Consider the following 17776-nt stretch of genomic DNA (forward strand, 5'->3'; position numbering starts at 1 on the left):
GCCTAGACGGTCCGCTCGGGGGCCGTACGGGCGGTGCGGATCGGAGGGGCGGTGCGGGCCGGAGGGACGACCGGCGCGGGCCGTACGGGGAGTGCGGGCCGGAGGGGGCTTGTCGCGCGGTTCCCCGCGCCCCTTTCGGGGCGCGCCCTGCCTGGTCAGTTGTCGCCTTCTCGTTCCGCCAGGAACTTTTCAAACTCCTTGCCGATCTCGTCGGCCGACGGAATGTCCACCGGCTCGGCGAGCATGTTGCCGCGCGTCTCGGCACCCGCGACGGCGTCGTACTGATGCTCGAGGCCCTCGACGAGCGCGGTGAGGTCGTCGTCACCCTCGCGGATCTGCCGGTCGATCTCCGTCTGGGTGCGGTGGGCGTCGGATCGCAGGGCGTGGGCGATACCGGGCAGCACCAGTCCGGTCGCCGCCGTGATGGCCTCCAGGACCGTCAGGGCCGCGTCCGGGTACGGGGAGCGGGCGATGTAGTGCGGGACATGGGCGGCGACCCCGAGGACGTCGTGCCCGGCCTGGAGCAGGCGGTATTCGATGAGGGACTCGGCGCTGCCGGGCACCTGCGCCTCCTCGAACGGGCTGCGGTGGCCCGGGACCAGGTCGGTGCGGTTGCCGTGCGGGGTGAGGCCGACGGGCCGGGTGTGCGGGACGCCCATGGGGATGCCGTGGAAGTTCACCGACAGACGCACGCCGAGCCGCTCCACGATCTGCTTCACGGCCGCGGCGAACCGCTCCCACTCCACGTCCGGCTCCGGGCCGGACAGCAGCAGGAACGGCGCTCCGGTGGCGTCCTGCACGAGCCGCACCTCGATGGCGGGGTCCTCGTAGTCGCTCCAGCGGTCGCGCTTGAACGTCAGCAGCGGGCGGCGGGCTCGGTAGTCCACGAGCCGGTCGTGGTCGAAGCGGGCGACGACCTGGTGGGGCAGCGAGTCGAGCAGCCGGTCGACGATCTGGTCGCCCGCCTCCCCCGCGTCGATGTATCCGTCGAAGTGGTAGAGCATGACAAGACCGGCCGACTCCTGGGCGAGCGCCATGTCGACGACAGCCAGCCCCTTCGGCTCCCATGCGTACAAACCCTGCGGATCAAGCACAGTGACCGCTCCTCCTCGTGTTCATACTCCACAACGCCCTTACGCCCGTGGGCATTCCCGGAGGAGGGAAACATTGATCTTGGCGGCCGGGTCAGCACCCTGCTTGAGGGGCGCGGGGAACCGCGCGGCAAGCCCCCACCGGCCCGCACCCGAAGGACGACCCGGGAAACACTGAGGGCCCGCACCTCGAAAGGTGCGGGCCCTCAGTCAGGAGCTACAGCTCAGTGGGCGTTCAGCTCTGCCCACCGGCCAGCTTCTCGCGAAGCGCGGCAAGCGCCTCGTCCGAAGCCAGCGCGCCGGAGTTGTCCGGGCCCTCGGAGGAGTACGAACCGCCACCACCGGAGGCGGCCGGAGCCGCACCCGCGGTGTCGCCGCCCTCGGCCGCGGCAGCGGCGTCGGCCTCGCGGGACTTGATGACCTGGGCCTGGTGCTGCTCGAAGCGCTGCTGCGCCTCGGCGTACTGGCCCTCCCACGCCTCGCGCTGGGTCTCGTAGCCCTCGAGCCAGTCGTTGGTCTCGGGGTCGAAGCCCTCGGGGTAGATGTAGTTGCCCTGGTCGTCGTAGGACGCGGCCATGCCGTACAGGGTCGGGTCGAACTCGACCGTGGACGGGTCGGCACCGAAGGCCTCGTTGGCCTGCTTCAGCGAGAGGCTGATGCGGCGACGCTCGAGGTCGATGTCGATGACCTTGACGAAGATCTCGTCGTTGACCTGGACGACCTGCTCCGGGATCTCCACGTGGCGCTCGGCCAGCTCGGAGATGTGGACCAGACCCTCGATGCCCTCGTCCACGCGGACGAACGCACCGAACGGAACCAGCTTCGTGACCTTGCCGGGCACGACCTGGCCGATCTGGTGGGTACGGGCGAACTGCTGCCACGGGTCTTCCTGGGTCGCCTTCAGCGACAGGGAGACACGCTCGCGGTCCATGTCGACGTCGAGAACCTCGACGGTGACTTCCTGGCCGACCTCGACAACCTCGGAGGGGTGGTCGATGTGCTTCCAGGAGAGCTCGGAGACGTGGACCAGACCGTCGACGCCACCCAGGTCCACGAAGGCACCGAAGTTGACGATCGAGGAGACGACGCCGGAACGGACCTGACCCTTCTGGAGGGTCGTGAGGAACGTCTGGCGGACCTCGGACTGCGTCTGCTCCAGCCAGGCACGGCGGGACAGGACCACGTTGTTGCGGTTCTTGTCCAGCTCGATGATCTTGGCCTCGAGCTCCTTGCCCACGTAGGGCTGGAGGTCGCGGACGCGGCGCATCTCGACCAGGGAGGCCGGGAGGAAGCCACGGAGGCCGATGTCGAGGATGAGACCACCCTTGACGACCTCGATGACGGTACCGGTGACGATCCCGTCCTCTTCCTTGATCTTCTCGATGGTGCCCCAGGCACGCTCGTACTGGGCGCGCTTCTTCGAGAGGATCAGGCGGCCTTCCTTGTCCTCCTTCTGGAGAACAAGGGCTTCGATCTCGTCACCGACGGCGACGACCTCGTTGGGGTCGACGTCGTGCTTGATCGAGAGCTCGCGGCTCGGGATAACGCCTTCGGTCTTGTAACCGATGTCGAGCAGGACCTCGTCCCGGTCGACCTTCACGATGACGCCGTCGACGATGTCGCCGTCGTTGAAGTACTTGATCGTCTCGTCGATCGCGGCGAGGAAGGCTTCCTCGTTACCGATGTCGTTGACCGCAACCTGCGGGGTCGTTGCGGTGGTCTCGGTGCTGCTCGTCATGTGGGAAAGGGCTCCGGTACGGACATTGAAGTCGTAGGTACTGCTACGCCGGAGCCCGTTTCGCTCTGCAGAAGCCGGACAGCCTAGGAAGCGCCACACCGAACAACTGGTGGCGCCTCGACAACCGAGGGGACATACATACAGATGCGAGCGCAGCCTGCTACGTCTGAGGTGCGCAGGCCCGCAGCGCAACTTGTAGCATACGGGGGCAGCCGGGCAGGGTCAATGCGCGAAGCCGCCCACCAGGGGTGGATCGCCGCATAACCGGCACAAGTTCAGTCTTCCGAGGCCACGCGGGCCGTACGGGACCCCTCGTGAAGCCACCGGAGCGGGCTGGACGGAAGAGTACGACGAGGGAGCCGATCATCCAAGAGCCCGAAGCGTCCGAACCCGAGGCGACCCGGCGTGCCGCCGGGGTCACGGAGAGCTCCCGCGCCAATCGTGGCTGGTGGGACCGTAACGCGGACGAGTACCAGGTCGAGCACGGCACGTTCCTCGGCGACGACCGGTTCGTGTGGGGGCCCGAGGGCCTCGACGAGGTGGAGGCCGAGCTGCTCGGCCCGCCGGAGGAGCTGAAGGGCAAGGACGTCCTGGAGATCGGCGCGGGCGCGGCGCAGTGCTCGCGCTGGCTGGCCGGCCAGGGTGCCCGGCCGGTCGCCCTGGACATCTCGCACCGGCAGCTGCAGCACGCGCTGCGCATCGGCGGGCCCTTCCCCCTGGTGTGTGCCGACGCCGGTGCGCTGCCGTTCGCGGACGGCTCGTTCGATCTGGTCTGCTCGGCGTACGGGGCGCTGCCCTTCGTGGCCGACCCGCGTCTGGTCCTGCGGGAGGTGCGCCGGGTGCTGCGGCCCGGTGGCCGGCTCGTCTTCTCGGTGACGCATCCGATCCGCTGGGCGTTCCCGGACGAGCCGGGGCCGGAGGGGCTGTCGGTGTCGGGTTCGTACTTCGACCGCACGCCCTACGTCGAGCAGGACGAGGACGGACGCGCGGTCTACGTCGAGCACCACCGGACGCTGGGCGACCGGGTCCGGGACGTCGCGGCGTCGGGCTTCCGCCTGGTGGACCTGGTGGAGCCGGAGTGGCCGGCCTGGAACACGTCCGAGTGGGGCGGGTGGTCGCCGCTGCGCGGGAACCTGATCCCGGGGACGGCGATCTTCGTGTGCGTACGGGATTGAGTGCGTGATCCGCTACGACGCCCTGGACGCCCTGCCCGTACGTGGTGCCCTGCCCGCCCTCGGTGACGCCCTGGAGGGGCACGGCACCGCCGTCCTCGTGGCGCCGCCCGGCACCGGCAAGACGACGCTGGTGCCGCTGGCGCTCGCGGGGCTGCTCGGCCAGGGTCCCGAGCGGCGGGTGATCGTGGCCGAGCCGCGGCGGATCGCGGCCCGGGCGGCGGCGCGGCGGATGGCGTGGCTGCTGGGCGAGAGGCCCGGCGGGAGCGTCGGCTACACCGTGCGCGGGGAACGGGCCGTCGGGCGGCACACGCGCGTGGAGGTCGTCACGACCGGTGTGCTGGTGCAGCGGTTGCAGCGGGACCAGGAGCTGACCGGTGCCGACGTGGTGGTGCTCGACGAGTGCCACGAGCGTCATCTGGACGCGGACACGGCGGCGGCGTTCCTGTGGGACGTGCGGCAGACCCTGCGGCCCGAGCTGCGGCTGGTGGCCGCCTCGGCGACGACCGACGCGCGGGGGTGGGCCGCGCTGCTGGGCGACGCGCCGGTGGTGGAGGCCCACGGAACGGCTCATCCGGTGGAGGTGGTGTGGGCGCCGCCGGTGCGGCCCGTCCGGCCGCCGCACGGGATGCGTGTCGATCCGGCGCTGCTGGCGCATGTGGCGTCGGTGGTGCGGCGGGCCCTGGCAGAGCGGGACGGGGACGTGCTGTGTTTTCTGCCGGGCGTGGGCGAGATCGCCCGGGTGGCCGGGCAGCTCGGCGGTCTCGGGGACGTCGATGTGCTGCAGGTGCACGGGCGGGCGCCGGCCGTCGTGCAGGACGCGGTGCTCGCCCCGGGTGAACGGCGGCGGGTCGTGCTGGCCACGTCCGTTGCGGAGTCGTCGTTGACGGTGCCGGGTGTGCGGGTCGTCGTGGACTCGGGGCTGGCGCGCGAGCCGCGGGTCGACCACGCGCGCGGGTTGAGCGCGCTGACGACGGTACGGGCGTCGCAGGCGGCCGGACGACAGCGGGCGGGGCGGGCCGGGCGTGAGGCACCGGGGGCGGTGTACCGCTGCTGGGCGGAGGCCGAGGATGCGCGTCTGCCGCGTTTTCCGTCTCCGGAGATCAAGGTGGCCGACCTGACGGCGTTCGCGCTTCAGGTGGCGTGCTGGGGGGATCCTGACGCGTCGGGGCTGGCGTTGCTGGATGCGCCGCCCGCCGGGGGTATGGCGGCGGCACGGGATGTGCTGGGCGTTGTCGGCGCCGTCGACTCCGTCGGGCGGGCGACTGAGCGGGGAGTTGCCCTGTCGCGGCTGGGGCTGCATCCGCGGCTGGGGCGGGCGTTGCTCGACTCCGTGCCGTTCGTGGGGATCGACCGGGCTTCGGAGGTGGTCGCCTTGCTGAGTGAGGAGGTGCCTCGGGAGTACGGCGATGATCTGGCGGGTGCGTTGCGTCGTGCTCGGCGTGAGGGTGACGCCTATGCCACGCGGTGGCGTCGCGAGGTTCGGCGACTGCGGGCCGTCGGCTCTGAGATTTCCCACCCACCCGGCCGTAACTGCCCTCCAGAGGCAGAGGCGAAGACGGAGGCCGAGGGGTGGGCGGGCGCGTCGGAGGACCGGCAGGTCGGGCTCGTTGCCGCTCTCGCCTATCCCGAGCGCGTTGCCAGGGTCGACGGTGGGTCGTGTCTCATGGTGTCCGGGACCCGGGCCGAGATCGGGGAGGGCAGCGGGCTGCGAGGGACCGGCTGGGTCGCCGTCGCCGTGGCGGACCGGCCCGTCGGCAAGGGGCACGCGCGGGTGCAGTCGGGCGCCGTGGTCGACGAGGGGATCGCCCGGCTCGCCGCCGGGGCGCTGCTGGACGAGCGGGACGAGGTGTGCTGGGACGGTGGGGACGTCGTGGCGCGGCGGGTGGAGCGGCTGGGGGCCGTGGAGTTGGCTGCGCGGTCGCTGAAGGACGCCGGTCCCGGGCTCGTGCGCGATGCGCTGCTGGACGGGCTGCGCCGGGAAGGGCTCGGGCTGCTGCGGTGGCCGGCGGATGCCGGTGTCCTGCGACAGCGGCTCGCCTTTCTGCGGCTGCACCTCGGTGAGCCCTGGCCCGATGTCTGCGACGACGCGCTCCACGCGCGCGTGGAGGAGTGGCTGGAGCCGGAGCTGAGCCGGGCGCGGCGGCGGGCCGATCTGGCGCGGATCGATGCCGGGCAGGCGCTCGCCCGGCTGCTGCCCTGGGCCTCCGGGGAGGCCGGGCGGCTCGACGAGCTCGCCCCGGAGCGGATGGCCGTGCCGAGCGGGTCGAAGGTCCGCATCGACTACTCCCGGCCCGAGCAGCCAGTGCTCGCGGTGAAGTTGCAGGAGATGTTCGGGCTACAGGAGTCGCCCCGGGTCGCCGGGGTGCCGCTGCTCGTGCATCTGCTGTCCCCGGCCGGGCGGCCGGCCGCCGTCACCGCCGACCTCGCCTCGTTCTGGCGGGACGGCTACAAGGGTGTACGGGCGGAGTTGCGCGGGCGGTATCCGAAGCATCCGTGGCCCGAGGACCCGGCGGGTGCCGAGCCGACCCGGTACACCAACGCCCGGCTCAGGCGCTGACCTGTGACGGCTCCTGCGCCGCTGCCGGGGCCGGGCCGGAGGGGCGGCGGCCGCGGGCCTCCAGGTACAGCGCGAGGGCCAGCAGGAGGACGCCGAGGGTGAGCGAGCCCCACGGCAGGTAGGACGTCATCAGCAGGATGAGCAGACGCTGGGACTTCACCAGGTCGACGGTGTGCGTGATGTAGTCCTCGCGCATCTTCACGTGGCCGGCGAACGCGGTGACCTTGTCGCGGTCGCCGAGGAGGGCGCCGCCGCGCAGTTCCTCCTTGTGGATCTCCTCGCCGTACACGGGGGCGCCGGTGAGGGGTTCGACCCAGAATTTGCGGACCGTGGTGTACCAGCGGGTCGTGCCGGTCTGGGCGACCGAATCGGGGGTGAGGCCCTTGACGGGCAGCGTCTTGGGGATCTTCACCTTGGTCCAGGGGATGGTCTGCTCGAAGTAGTAGACCTCCAGGCCGCGGAAGTTCCGGGTGTCCTGGTAGTGGATGGGGGCGGTGACGCGGGCCTGGGCGTCGAAGTACTGGTAGGCCCGTTTCTCCGTGAGGAACGGCCATTTGAACTCGATGCCCTCGCGGCGGACCGGGTCGCCGTCGACGGACTCGCCGGTGGCGTGGACGGGTTCCTGGGTGTGGGCGTCGAAGATGTAGCGCTCGGGGATCTTGGACACCATCTGGCCGTCGGGGCCGACGACGTAGGACAGGCCGTCCCAGACGACGACATCCCGGCCCGCCGACTCCTCGATCCTCTCGGAGGCCTCCACGTTGCCCTTGAGGGTCTGCACGATGGTGACCTTGGGGACCTTCTTCGCCCGCATGGTGCCGTAGTCGAGGAGGGTGGCGTCGCGAGCCTCCAGGACCATGTCCTGGTACTGGTTCGCGGGGACCTTGGCCAGGCGCGGGAAGGCGTACCAGCGCAGCAGCGGGGACAGTGCCGCGAAGAACACGGCGAGGGCGAGCAGGATCAGTGCGGCCTTGCGGCGCATCTCGGCCTCCGTCCCGGGCGGGCGGTCAGGGGTGTGCGGGCACCGTCGTCAGCAGTGGCTTCGGGGACGTACCGCCCGAGGCGGAGCCGAGGGCGGTCAGCGTCAGGACCACGGCGAAGGCGACGGCGAGACCGGTGGCGGCGGCGACAAGAGTGCGCATACGGGGCCTCCCCACGGATTGATCTGATACACCGTCAGGTTTCTCGGCACCGTAGCAACGCGCGGCGGAGATGAGAACACGTTGCACACACAACGACGCCCCTCCTTCAAGGAGGGGCGTCGTCCGTACTACCTGAGAACTATGCGACTACCTGAGAACTACGCGCTGGGGCTCGTGGACGGGCTCGGCGAGGACGTCTCGGCCGCCGCCACGGTCAGTTCGAGGGTGAGCGTCGCTCCGCCCGCGGTGGTGATACGGAGCAGGAACGTGCCGGTGGTGTCGTCCGCGTACAGCTTCGGCAACTTCAGCAGGCCCTTCGCGTCCGTCTTCAGCGCCTTCAGGGTGCGGACGGCCTTGCCGTCGGCGTCCTTGAAGTAGGGGCCCTTGTCGGCGGCGGTCGGGTCGTCCGCCGACTTGATCAGTGTGGCGGTGGCCGCGACGCCGTCGGCGACGGCCCCCTTGTACGTGGCCTTCACCTCGACCTGGTTGGCGAACTCGCCGCCGGGGACGCAGGTCAGCGCGGCGTCACCGGTGCGAGCGAGGGCGTCGGCGGCGCGTTCGGTGACGGTGGCGGTGTAGTCGAGGCCGGCGACCGTGCGGCCCACGACGGTGGCGCGGACGGTGACCTTGCCCGTCTTCTCCCCCGCCTGCAGGGCGGGTGCGACGGCCACGCCCGAGCTGTTGGTGGCGACTGTGGCCACACTCTCGCCGCCCGTGAAGGTGGTGTCCGTGTCGCCGATGATCGTGAAGCGGACCCTGACCTTGCCGACGGCCTTGCCGGCCTTGGTCTCGGCGCGGGTGCTGATCCGCTTGGTGAACGCGTCGCCGGCCATGGCGGTGAGCTTCGCGGTGCCGGCGTCCTCGAGGTGGTCCACCGTGTCGGTGTTCGTGGGAGGCGCCGAGGGGGGCGTGGTCGGGGTGCCGCCGGGGTCGGTGGGCGGCTTCGGGGTCGTCGAGCCGCCGCCGGGGCTCTCGGGCTTGGGGCTGGGCTTGGGCTTCGAGCCGCCCGGAGACGGCGTGTTCGGCGTGTTCGGCGTGTTCGGGGTGGTCGGCGAGGAGGGCGAAGGGCTCGCCCCGGCCCCACCGTCGCTGCGGTTGCCCGGCAGCGTGCCGGTGCCGTCGGGGATCTCGTGCGTGCCCTTGCGGTAGTACTCCACCCAGCGCATGACCAGGTTCAGGTACTCCCGCGAGTTGTTGTAGCTGAGGATCGCCCGGTCGAGGTCGTCCTGGTCGGACAGGTCCCAGTCGAAGCGGCACAGGTAGTGCCCGGCGGCGAGTGCCGCGTCGTAGATGTTGTTGGGGTCCTTCTTGCCGTCGGCGTTGCCGTCGCGGCCCGCCCACGCCCAGGTGGACGGGATGAACTGCATGGGCCCGACGGCCTGGTCGTAGGAGCTGTTGCCGTCGTAGGCGCCGTCGTCGGTGTCCCTGATGAGGGCGAAGCCGTTGCCGTCGAGCTGCGGGCCGAGGATGGGCGAGAGGGTCGTGCCGTCAGCGGCGACGCGGCCGCCGCGGGCCTGGCCCGACTCCACCTTGCCGATGGCGGCGAGGAGTTGCCAGGGCAGGTTGCAACCCGGCTTGGCCTCGTTCAGCGCGGTCTCGGCCTTCTTGTAGGCGTCGAGGACGGTCGCGGGGATGCCCGCCTCGGTGGCGCCGGGGGCCGCGGGGCCGGTGCCGGTGCTCGGGGACGGGTTCGGGCTCTTGAGCGGCGGCAGGTCCGTGTAGTACGGCGAGTTGCCGGTGGCGCTGCCGTCGGAAGCACTCGCGTCGGGTGAGGGCGTGGCGTCGGCCGCGGTCTGTCTGCCGTGGTCGTTCACGCCCGGAGCCTGGGAGGCGGACAGCGCCGCGACCGCTACCGCGGCCACGGCGGTGGTTGCCGCCCCCTTGCGCAGCCTCCTGCCGAATTGCGCCGCCATAGAGTGAACCCCTCCCGTGGACGCCCCAGCGCCCGTCTCTGCCTGTCGCGCACTTCTGTTGCGTTCGCGCTTTTCTGTTGCGTTCGCTGCTGTTGTGACGATCGACCGGCCCGAGTGGTTGCCCTCCGACTGGCATGTCTCTCGCCCCGGCACGGTGACCCTGGCGACCCTACGGCAACTTGCTTTGCTCGGGCACCCGTTCGTGCCCGGTTTTCACCGGTTGGTCATGTGGCGAGCGTGACGGGCGGCCGGTGTTCGGCATCCCGCATACTGGGCGGTCCGATCGCCGGACAACGACCGTCACCAGGAGCAGAGTTGCCGTTCACGCTGAGCCACGCGGCAGCCGTACTGCCCGCCGTACGCACCGACGGGTCCGGCCGGGGCACGCTGGTGCCCGCCGTCCTCGTAGCGGGTTCCTTCGCACCCGACATGACCTACTACGCGGCGAGCGCACTGTCCGGGGCGATGGAGTTCGGTGACGTCACGCACTCGTTCCCGGGGGTGTTCACGGTCGATGTGCTCATCGCCTGGGCGCTGGTGGCGCTCTGGCTGCTGATGCGCGAGCCGCTGGTGGCGCTGCTGCCGCGGGCACGGCAGGGGCGGGTGGCGGCCCTGGTGCGATGCGGGGCGCCACGCGCGCGTGTGACGCCCTCCCTGGTGGTGCGGTGGTACGTGTCGGCGGTGCTCGGCGCGCTGACGCACGTCGTGTGGGACGCCTTCACGCACCTCGACCGGTGGGGGATGCGGCTGTTTCCCGTGCTGGGCCGTGAGGTGGCCGGCTCGCCGCTGTACTGGTACCTGCAGTACGGCGGTTCGGCGGTGGCCGCGGTGGTGATCGCCGTGTTCGTGGTGCGCGCGCTGCGGCGGGCGCCGTTGCGCGAGCCGGTGGGGATCCCGGTGCTGGCGGCACGGGACCGCTGGGCGGCCGGTGCCGTGATCGGCGGCTTCGCTCTGGTGGGGGCGGTGCAGCGGGCGGCGCGGTGGTGGGCCTACTGGGGGTCGGCCGCGCAGCCGTGGGAGATCATTCCGACGGTGTGCTTCGGCGCGGGGGCGGGGCTCGTCCCGGCGCTGCTGCTGTACGCCGTGGTGGTCAGGGCGCGGCGCCCGGTTCCGGGCCCCGGCGGTTCTGACCCTGTCGGCGATACGGCGCCGAGCCGTCCAGCCGCTCGCTGAGGGGCTCGGTGGTCGCGATGTACACCGTGATGGTGGTGTGCGCGGGGCGCGGCCGTGGGAGCAGGGTGAGGACGAGGATCAGGTAGCCACGGGCCCGGTCGGCCCAGGGGCGTGAGGTCCTGGCGGGGGCCTTGGGAGTGCCGGGGGCTCTGCGAGTGCCGGAGGAAGCGGGGTTGCCGGGACGATCGGCGCTACCGGGGCGGGCGGCGCTGCCAGCGTGCGGGGCGGTGGTGGGGGTGCGGCCGGTGAGGCCGGGCACGGCGGGCAGGTCGCCGACGCAGTCGAGGCCAGTGTCGGTCCGCAGGTCGGTGACCGTCGAGAGGTCGCCAGTGGGACCAGGGGCGGCGGGCCCGGAACCGGCGCCCGCGGGATCGGTCGGCCGCTGCCCGCGGACCAGTCGCTGCCGGAGGTCCGCCGTCGCGTGGCGCAGGGCCGCGGTGACAGGGACGGGGACGCGGAGCGTGCTGGCGTCGACCGCGAAGGCCGAGGCCGGCGGGAGTGCCACGCCTGGTGCCGGGCGGCTGAGGAGCGTGCGTATACCCATGCCCGCATCCTTGCGACCGCCCGGGGCGGGGGCGCTTTCTCGGGGGCCACGCGAGTGATGCTTTGGTGGGGGTGGGCCCGGGGCGGGCCGGGCCCAGGTGGGGCGGGTGCCCGGATGGGCTCGCGGCCAGGATGGGACCGGGCCAGAGCCGGTACCTCGGCGGAGCCGGGACGGAGCCGTGGCGGCTCCCTTCGGCCACCCGACGAGCCCCGGTCCCGAAGCACCACCCCGCCGCTGCTCCCGGCCCAGCCCGGCCCAAGCAGCGCAGCACCTAGTGCGCCGCCGACTCCCAGTCCGCGCCCGCGCCCACCGAGACGCCCAGCGGTACGCGGAGGTGGACGGCGTTCGCCATCTCGCGGCGGACGAGTTCCTCGGCTGCCGCGCGCTCGCCCGGGGCGATCTCCAGCACCACTTCGTCGTGCACCTGGAGCAGCATCCGGGACTCCAGTCCGGCCTCCTTCAGCGCGTCGCCCACCTTGAGCATGGCGATCTTCACGATGTCGGCCGCCGTGCCCTGGATGGGCGCGTTGAGGGCCATCCGCTCCGCCGCCTCACGACGCTGGCGGTTGTCGCTGTTGAGGTCGGGGAGGTAGCGGCGGCGTCCGAAGAGCGTCGCCGTGTAGCCCGTCGCCCGGGCCTCGTCGACCGCGCGGCGCAGATAGTCCCGTACGCCGCCGAACCGCTCGAAGTACGCGTCCATCAGGGCGCGGGCCTCCGCCGCCTCGATGTTCAGCTGCTGGGAGAGGCCGAAGGCGGACAGTCCGTAGGCCAGGCCGTACGACATGGCCTTGATCTTGCGGCGCATCTCGGCGTCCACCGCGGTCGGCTCGACCGCGAAGACCTGGGAAGCGGCGGTGGTGTGCAGGTCCTCGCCCGAGGTGAAGGCCTCGATCAGGCCTTCGTCCTCGGAGAGGTGGGCCATCACGCGCAGCTCGATCTGGCTGTAGTCGGCCGTCATCAGGGACTCGAAGCCCTCGCCGACCACGAAGCCGCGGCGGATGGCGCGGCCCTCGTCGGTGCGGACCGGGATGTTCTGCAGGTTCGGGTCCGTCGAGGACAGCCGTCCGGTGGCGGCGACCGTCTGGTTGAAGGTGGTGTGGATCCGGCCGTCCGCGGCGATCGTCTTGATCAGGCCCTCGACCGTGACGCGGAGCTTGGCCTGCTCGCGGTGGCGGAGCATGATCACCGGCAGCTCGTTGTCCGTCTGGCCGGCGAGCCAGGCGAGGGCGTCGGCGTCCGTGGTGTAGCCGGTCTTCGTCCGCTTCGTCTTGGGCAGGGCCAGCTCGCCGAAGAGGACCTCCTGGAGCTGCTTGGGCGAGCCCAGGTTGAACTCGTGCCCGGCCGCCGCGTGCGCCTCCTTCACCGCCTGCTGGACGGCGCCGGCGAACATCTGCTCCATGGCCTCCAGATGGGCCCGGTCGGCCGCGATGCCGTGCCGCTCCATGCGGGCGAGCAGCGCGGACGTGGGCAGCTCCACGTCGCGCAGGAGATCGGCGGCGCCGACCTCCTCAAGGCGGCCCTCGAAGGCCTGGCCCAGGTCGAGGACGGCGCGGGCCTGGATCATCAGGGCCTCGGCCTCGGCCCCCTCGTCCGCGCCGAAGGCGAGCTGGCCGTCGGCAGCGGCGGCGGGGGTCAGCTCGCGGTGCAGGTACTCCAGGGACAGCGCGTCCAGGTCGAAGGAGCGACGGCCCGGCTTGACCAGATAGGCGGCGAGCGCGGTGTCCATGGTGACGCCCTCGACGCTCCAGCCGTGCTCGGCGAAGACCCGCATGGCGCCCTTGGCGTTGTGGAAAATCTTGGGCCGGCCGGCGTCGGCGAGCCAGGCCGCGAAGGCCGTCTCGTCGGCCTCGTCCAGCTGGGAGGGGTCGAACCAGGCGGCCGGACCGCCGGGCGCGGCGAGGGCGACCTCGGCGACCGAGCCGGTGCCGAGCGCCCAGGTGTCGACCGTGGCGATACCGAGGGGCTGGGTGGCGTGCTCGGTGAGCCAGCCGGTCAGCTCGCCGGTGCCCAGCACCTTGCCGTCCAGCTGCACGCCCTCCGTGCTGACCGGGGTGGTCTCGGCCTCCTCGGCGCCGGGGTCGACGGCGAAGAGCCGCTCGCGCAGCGAGGGGTTGCGGATCTCCAGGGTGTCCAGGACCACCGCGACGGCCTTGCGGTCGTAGGCGGCCCGCTCCAGGTCGGCGACGCCCTTGGGGAGCTCCACCCGGCGCTCCAGTTCGGTCAGCCGGCGGTTGAGCTTGACCGCTTCCAGGTGGTCGCGGAGGTTCTGGCCGGCCTTGCCCTTGACCTCCTCGACGCGCTCCACGAGGTCGGCGAAGGAGCCGAACTGGTTGATCCACTTCGCGGCGGTCTTCTCGCCGACGCCGGGGATGCCGGGGAGGTTGTCGGAGGGGTCGCCGCGCAGGGCCGCGAAGTCGGGGTACTGCGCGGGCGTCAACCCGTACTTCTCGAACACCTTCTCCGGGGTGAAGCGGGTGAGCTCGGAGACGCCCTTGGTCGGGTACAGCACCGTGGTGTGCTCGCTGACCAGCTGGAAGGAGTCACGGTCGCCGGTGACGATCAGCACCTCGAAGCCCTCGGCCTCGGCCTGGGTGGCGAGGGTGGCGATGACGTCGTCCGCCTCGAAGCCGTCCACCGCGAAACGGGCGGCGCCCATCGCGTCGAGGAGCTCGCCGATCAGCTCGACCTGGCCCTTGAACTCGTCCGGGGTCTTGGAGCGGTTCGCCTTGTACTCCGTGAACTCCTGGGACCGCCAGGTCTTGCGGGAGACGTCGAAGGCGACCGCGAAGTGCGTGGGCTCCTCGTCGCGCAGCGTGTTGGCCAGCATCGACGCGAAGCCGTAGATCGCGTTCGTCGGCTGGCCCGTCGCGGTGGTGAAGTTCTCCGCGGGCAGCGCGAAGAACGCGCGGTAGGCCAGCGAGTGCCCGTCCATGAGCATCAGTCGCGGACGGCTGCCGCCGGAGGTCTTGTCGGTCGTCTTCGATGCTGTCTCTGCCACGCCCCCGATCCTGCCACGCCCCACTGACACTCGGCCCCGCCCCCGACCGCGCGGGCTCGGGGACGGACCCTCGCCCCCAGCCCGCCCTCACCCGATGTCACCACCGCGTGCGAGGATCGGAGAGGTAGCTCACAGCGCAGTGGAAGGGGAGCGTGCGATGGCCACGAAGCCGCCCAAGAGTGATCCGGTTCAGGACGCGCCGCAGGTCGCCGGGCCGAAGCACGCGGCAGCGGGTCTCCCCGCGATCGGGCACACGCTGCGCATGGCCCAGCAGCAGATGGGCGTGAAGCGCACCGCGCTGACGCTGCTGAGCGTGAACCAGAGAGACGGCTTCGACTGCCCGGGCTGCGCCTGGCCCGAGCCGGAGCACCGGCACAAGGCGGAGTTCTGCGAGAACGGCGCGAAGGCGGTCGCCGAGGAGGCGACGCTGCGCCGGGTCACGCCCGAGTTCTTCGCCGCGCACCCGGTCGCCGATCTCGCCGGCCGCAGCGGCTACTGGCTGGGACAGCAGGGGCGCCTCACCCACCCCATGTACCTCCCGGAAGGGGGCACGCACTACGAGCCGGTCACCTGGGAGCGCGCCTTCGGCATCATCGCCGAGGAGGTCGCCGCCCTCGCCTCCCCGGACGAGGCCGTCTTCTACACCTCCGGGCGCACCAGCAACGAGGCCGCGTTCCTGTACCAGCTGTTCGCCCGCGAGCTCGGCACGAACAACCTCCCCGACTGCTCGAACATGTGCCACGAGTCATCCGGCTCGGCCCTTTCGGAGACGATCGGCATCGGCAAGGGCAGCGTCCTGCTGGAGGACCTGTACAAGGCCGACCTGATCATCGTCGCCGGCCAGAACCCGGGGACGAACCACCCGCGCATGCTGTCCGCGCTGGAGCAGGCCAAGGCCAACGGCGCGAAGATCATCAGCGTCAACCCGCTGCCCGAGGCGGGCCTGGAGCGCTTCAAGAACCCGCAGACCCCGCAGGGCATGCTCAAGGGCGCCTCCCTCACCGACCTGTTCCTCCAGATCCGCATCGGCGGAGACCAGGCCCTCTTCCGCCTCCTCAACAAGCTGATCCTCGAGAGGGAGGGCGCGGTCGACGAGGCGTTCGTCCGGGAGCACACCCACGGCTACGAGGAGTTCGCCGAGGCCGCCCGCGCCGCCGACTGGGACGAGACGCTCAAGGCCACCGGTCTGACGCAGGAGGAGATCGAGGACGCCCTGCGGATGGTCCTCGCCTCCGAGCGCACCATCGTCTGCTGGGCCATGGGCCTCACCCAGCACAAGCACTCGGTCCCCACGATCAGGGAAGTGGTCAACTTCCTCCTCCTGCGCGGCAACATCGGCCGCCCCGGCGCGGGCGTCTGCCCGGTGCGCGGCCACTCGAACGTGCAGGGCGACCGCACGATGGGCATCTTCGAGCGCCCCGCCCCGGCGTTCCTGGACGCCCTGGAGAAGGAGTTCGGCTTCGCGCCTCCGCGCGAGCACGGCTACGACGTCGTACGGGCCATCCGCGCCCTGCGCGACGGCGAGGCGAAGGTCTTCTTCGCCATGGGCGGCAACTTCGTCTCGGCGTCCCCCGACACGGAGGTCACCGAGGCGGCGATGCGGCGGGCCCGGCTGACCGTGCACGTGTCGACGAAGCTGAACCGCTCGCACGTGATCACGGGCGCGCGTGCCCTGATCCTCCCGACGCTCGGCCGTACCGAACGCGATCTGCAGGGCAGCGGCGAGCAGTTCGTGACCGTCGAGGACTCGATGGGCATGGTGCACGCCTCCCGCGGCCGGCTGGAGCCCGCGAGCGCGCACCTGCTGTCCGAGCCGGCCATCGTCTGCCGCCTGGCCCGCGCTGTGCTGGGCGAGAACAGCCCCACGCCCTGGGAGGAGTTCGAGAAGGACTACGCGACGATCCGGGACCGGATCGCCCGCGTGATCCCCGGCTTCGAGGACTTCAACGCGCGCGTGACGGGGTCCGCCGGCGGCTTCGCCCTCCCCCACGCCCCGCGTGACGAGCGCCGCTTCACCACCGCCACCGGCAAGGCCAACTTCACCGCCGCGCCCGTGGAGTTCCCGGAGCTGCCCGAGGGCCGTCTGCTGCTCCAGACGCTGCGCTCGCACGACCAGTACAACACCACGATCTACGGCCTCGACGACCGCTACCGGGGCATCAGGAACGGCCGCCGAGTGGTGCTGGTCAACCCCGAGGACGCGCGGAGTCTGAGGCTGGCGGACGGCTCCTACGTCGACCTGGTCAGTGAGTGGAAGGACGGTGTGGAGCGCCGGGCTCCGGGCTTCCGGGTCGTGCACTATCCGACGGCCCGGGGCTGTGCCGCCGCGTACTACCCGGAGACCAACGTGCTGGTGCCGCTGGACGCCACCGCGGACACCAGCAACACCCCGGCCAGCAAGTCCGTCGTGGTGCGTCTGGAACAATCGGCCACCGACTGAGCGTTTGCTCAGTCACAGAGGCAGCCGCAGTGACCAGGACGAACGGAGCCCGGCCCCATGGGTGAGCAGCAGCATGTGAAGTTCCCGCAAGAGGTCATCGACGAGTACGCCGCGCTCGGCGTGGACCTCCTGGCCCTGTTCTCCGCGGGCCACCTCGGGACCCGGATGGGCGTCCAGATCCTCGAGGCCTCGGCGGACCGGGTCGTCGGGACGATGCCGGTGGAGGGCAACACCCAGCCCTACGGACTGCTGCACGGCGGGGCCTCCGCGGTGCTGGCCGAGACGCTCGGCTCGGTCGGGTCCATGCTGCACGGCGGCAGCTCCAAGATCGCCGTCGGCGTCGACCTGAACTGCACGCACCACCGCGGGGCCCGCTCCGGCCTCGTCACCGGCGTGGCCACGCCCGTGCACCGGGGACGCTCGACCGCCACCTATGAAATCGTCATCACGGACGAAAGCGACAAAAGGGTGTGCACCGCCCGGCTCACCTGCATGCTGCGCGACGTGAACCCGGGCGACGAGGCACTGATCCCCGCCGCGCACTGATCCACCACCCGCAGACACGTTTCGGCCCGACGCCGCCGCGAGGGAACACCCACGCGGCGGCGTCCGCGCGTAGACACACAACCGGACCCCTCAACTTCCCCGGAAAGCAGTCACGTTCCGGTTCAGCCGCGGCGGCACCGTGGAATTAACTGTTTCCAATTGTTCGGAACTCCCCCTGGACACGAGCCGCGCCTTTCTTTTGCGTAACGCTCCGTAACGCGCGCGCAATACAACACCGCGGCCTCCCCTCGACCCCGCCCACCCCCGGAACCCTGCCGATCCCACCCTCGCCACCTGCGCCACGCCGACCGCACGATCTCGGCCATGGCCAACCGGAAGTGCGGGTTCTCAGAATGCGGACTTCGGAGAAAAACGGCCAAACCCGCCGAGAGGGTCCTCCGGAGAAGCCGGGCATCCACCACGTCATAACAAGAAAGTCACAAGCCGTCCCACGCCGCT

Annotated in this window: 12 protein-coding genes; 5 read left to right on the forward strand and 7 right to left on the reverse strand. The window is 71.4% G+C overall.

Annotated features, from left to right (window positions below; genetic code table 11):
* Nucleotides 1-155: 155 nt before the first annotated feature.
* Both AC07DF_RS21410 and rpsA read right to left on the reverse strand, forming a co-directional pair.
* Nucleotides 156-1094: a PAC2 family protein gene (locus AC07DF_RS21410; protein WP_478973453.1), complete on the reverse strand. Its 939-nt coding sequence runs from the start codon at nucleotides 1092-1094 to the stop codon at nucleotides 156-158.
* A 232-nt stretch (nucleotides 1095-1326) separates the two neighbouring features.
* Nucleotides 1327-2829, reverse strand: a complete 1503-nt coding sequence (gene rpsA / locus AC07DF_RS21415) for a 30S ribosomal protein S1 (RefSeq protein ID WP_478973456.1) — start codon at nucleotides 2827-2829, stop codon at nucleotides 1327-1329.
* A 314-nt stretch (nucleotides 2830-3143) separates the two neighbouring features.
* On the opposite strand from rpsA, the gene AC07DF_RS21420 reads away from it, so the two are divergent.
* Nucleotides 3144-4004 (forward strand): class I SAM-dependent methyltransferase, encoded by an 861-nt coding sequence (locus tag AC07DF_RS21420; RefSeq protein WP_478973459.1) that lies wholly within the window; start codon nucleotides 3144-3146, stop codon nucleotides 4002-4004.
* Nucleotides 4005-4008: 4 nt separating this feature from the next.
* Nucleotides 4009-6561: an ATP-dependent helicase HrpB gene (hrpB, locus tag AC07DF_RS21425; protein ID WP_478973462.1), complete on the forward strand. Its 2553-nt coding sequence runs from the start codon at nucleotides 4009-4011 to the stop codon at nucleotides 6559-6561.
* Here the strand turns inward: hrpB and pgfA are convergent.
* From pgfA to AC07DF_RS21440, 3 genes are all read right to left on the reverse strand, one after another.
* The gene (gene pgfA, locus AC07DF_RS21430) at nucleotides 6551-7543 is read right to left on the reverse strand and encodes a cell envelope lipid trafficking protein PgfA (protein WP_478973464.1); all 993 of its coding nucleotides are present in this window, start codon (nucleotides 7541-7543) and stop codon (nucleotides 6551-6553) included. The two genes, hrpB and pgfA, sit on opposite strands and share 11 nt — an antisense overlap.
* Nucleotides 7544-7568: 25 nt before the next feature.
* A complete protein-coding gene (locus tag AC07DF_RS21435; protein ID WP_478973468.1) occupies nucleotides 7569-7703 on the reverse strand; it encodes an SPW_0924 family protein in 135 nt (44 codons plus the stop codon).
* A gap of 158 nt (nucleotides 7704-7861) precedes the next feature.
* Nucleotides 7862-9616 carry a lytic transglycosylase domain-containing protein gene (locus tag AC07DF_RS21440; protein ID WP_478973471.1) on the reverse strand — a complete coding sequence of 585 codons (1755 nt, stop codon included), beginning with the start codon at nucleotides 9614-9616 and terminating at the stop codon, nucleotides 7862-7864.
* A 315-nt stretch (nucleotides 9617-9931) separates the two neighbouring features.
* Between AC07DF_RS21440 and AC07DF_RS21445 the strand changes: the two genes are divergently transcribed.
* The gene (locus AC07DF_RS21445) at nucleotides 9932-10789 is read left to right on the forward strand and encodes a DUF4184 family protein (RefSeq protein WP_478973474.1); all 858 of its coding nucleotides are present in this window, start codon (nucleotides 9932-9934) and stop codon (nucleotides 10787-10789) included.
* Here the strand turns inward: AC07DF_RS21445 and AC07DF_RS21450 are convergent.
* Nucleotides 10707-11333, reverse strand: coding sequence for a hypothetical protein (locus AC07DF_RS21450; protein WP_478973477.1), 627 nt, complete (start codon nucleotides 11331-11333; stop codon nucleotides 10707-10709). The two genes, AC07DF_RS21445 and AC07DF_RS21450, sit on opposite strands and share 83 nt — an antisense overlap.
* A gap of 271 nt (nucleotides 11334-11604) precedes the next feature.
* Complete coding sequence (gene polA / locus AC07DF_RS21455; RefSeq protein WP_478973480.1) at nucleotides 11605-14331, reverse strand: DNA polymerase I; 2727 nt, start codon at nucleotides 14329-14331, stop codon at nucleotides 11605-11607.
* Nucleotides 14332-14488: 157 nt separating this feature from the next.
* On the opposite strand from polA, the gene AC07DF_RS21460 reads away from it, so the two are divergent.
* Nucleotides 14489-16771, forward strand: coding sequence for an FdhF/YdeP family oxidoreductase (locus AC07DF_RS21460; RefSeq protein ID WP_478973483.1), 2283 nt, complete (start codon nucleotides 14489-14491; stop codon nucleotides 16769-16771).
* 57 nt (nucleotides 16772-16828) lie between these two features.
* Nucleotides 16829-17317 carry a PaaI family thioesterase gene (locus AC07DF_RS21465; RefSeq protein ID WP_478973486.1) on the forward strand — a complete coding sequence of 163 codons (489 nt, stop codon included), beginning with the start codon at nucleotides 16829-16831 and terminating at the stop codon, nucleotides 17315-17317.
* Nucleotides 17318-17776: the final 459 nt, after the last annotated feature.

The sequence above is a fragment of the Streptomyces sp. NPDC044719 genome, from assembly GCF_056433405.1.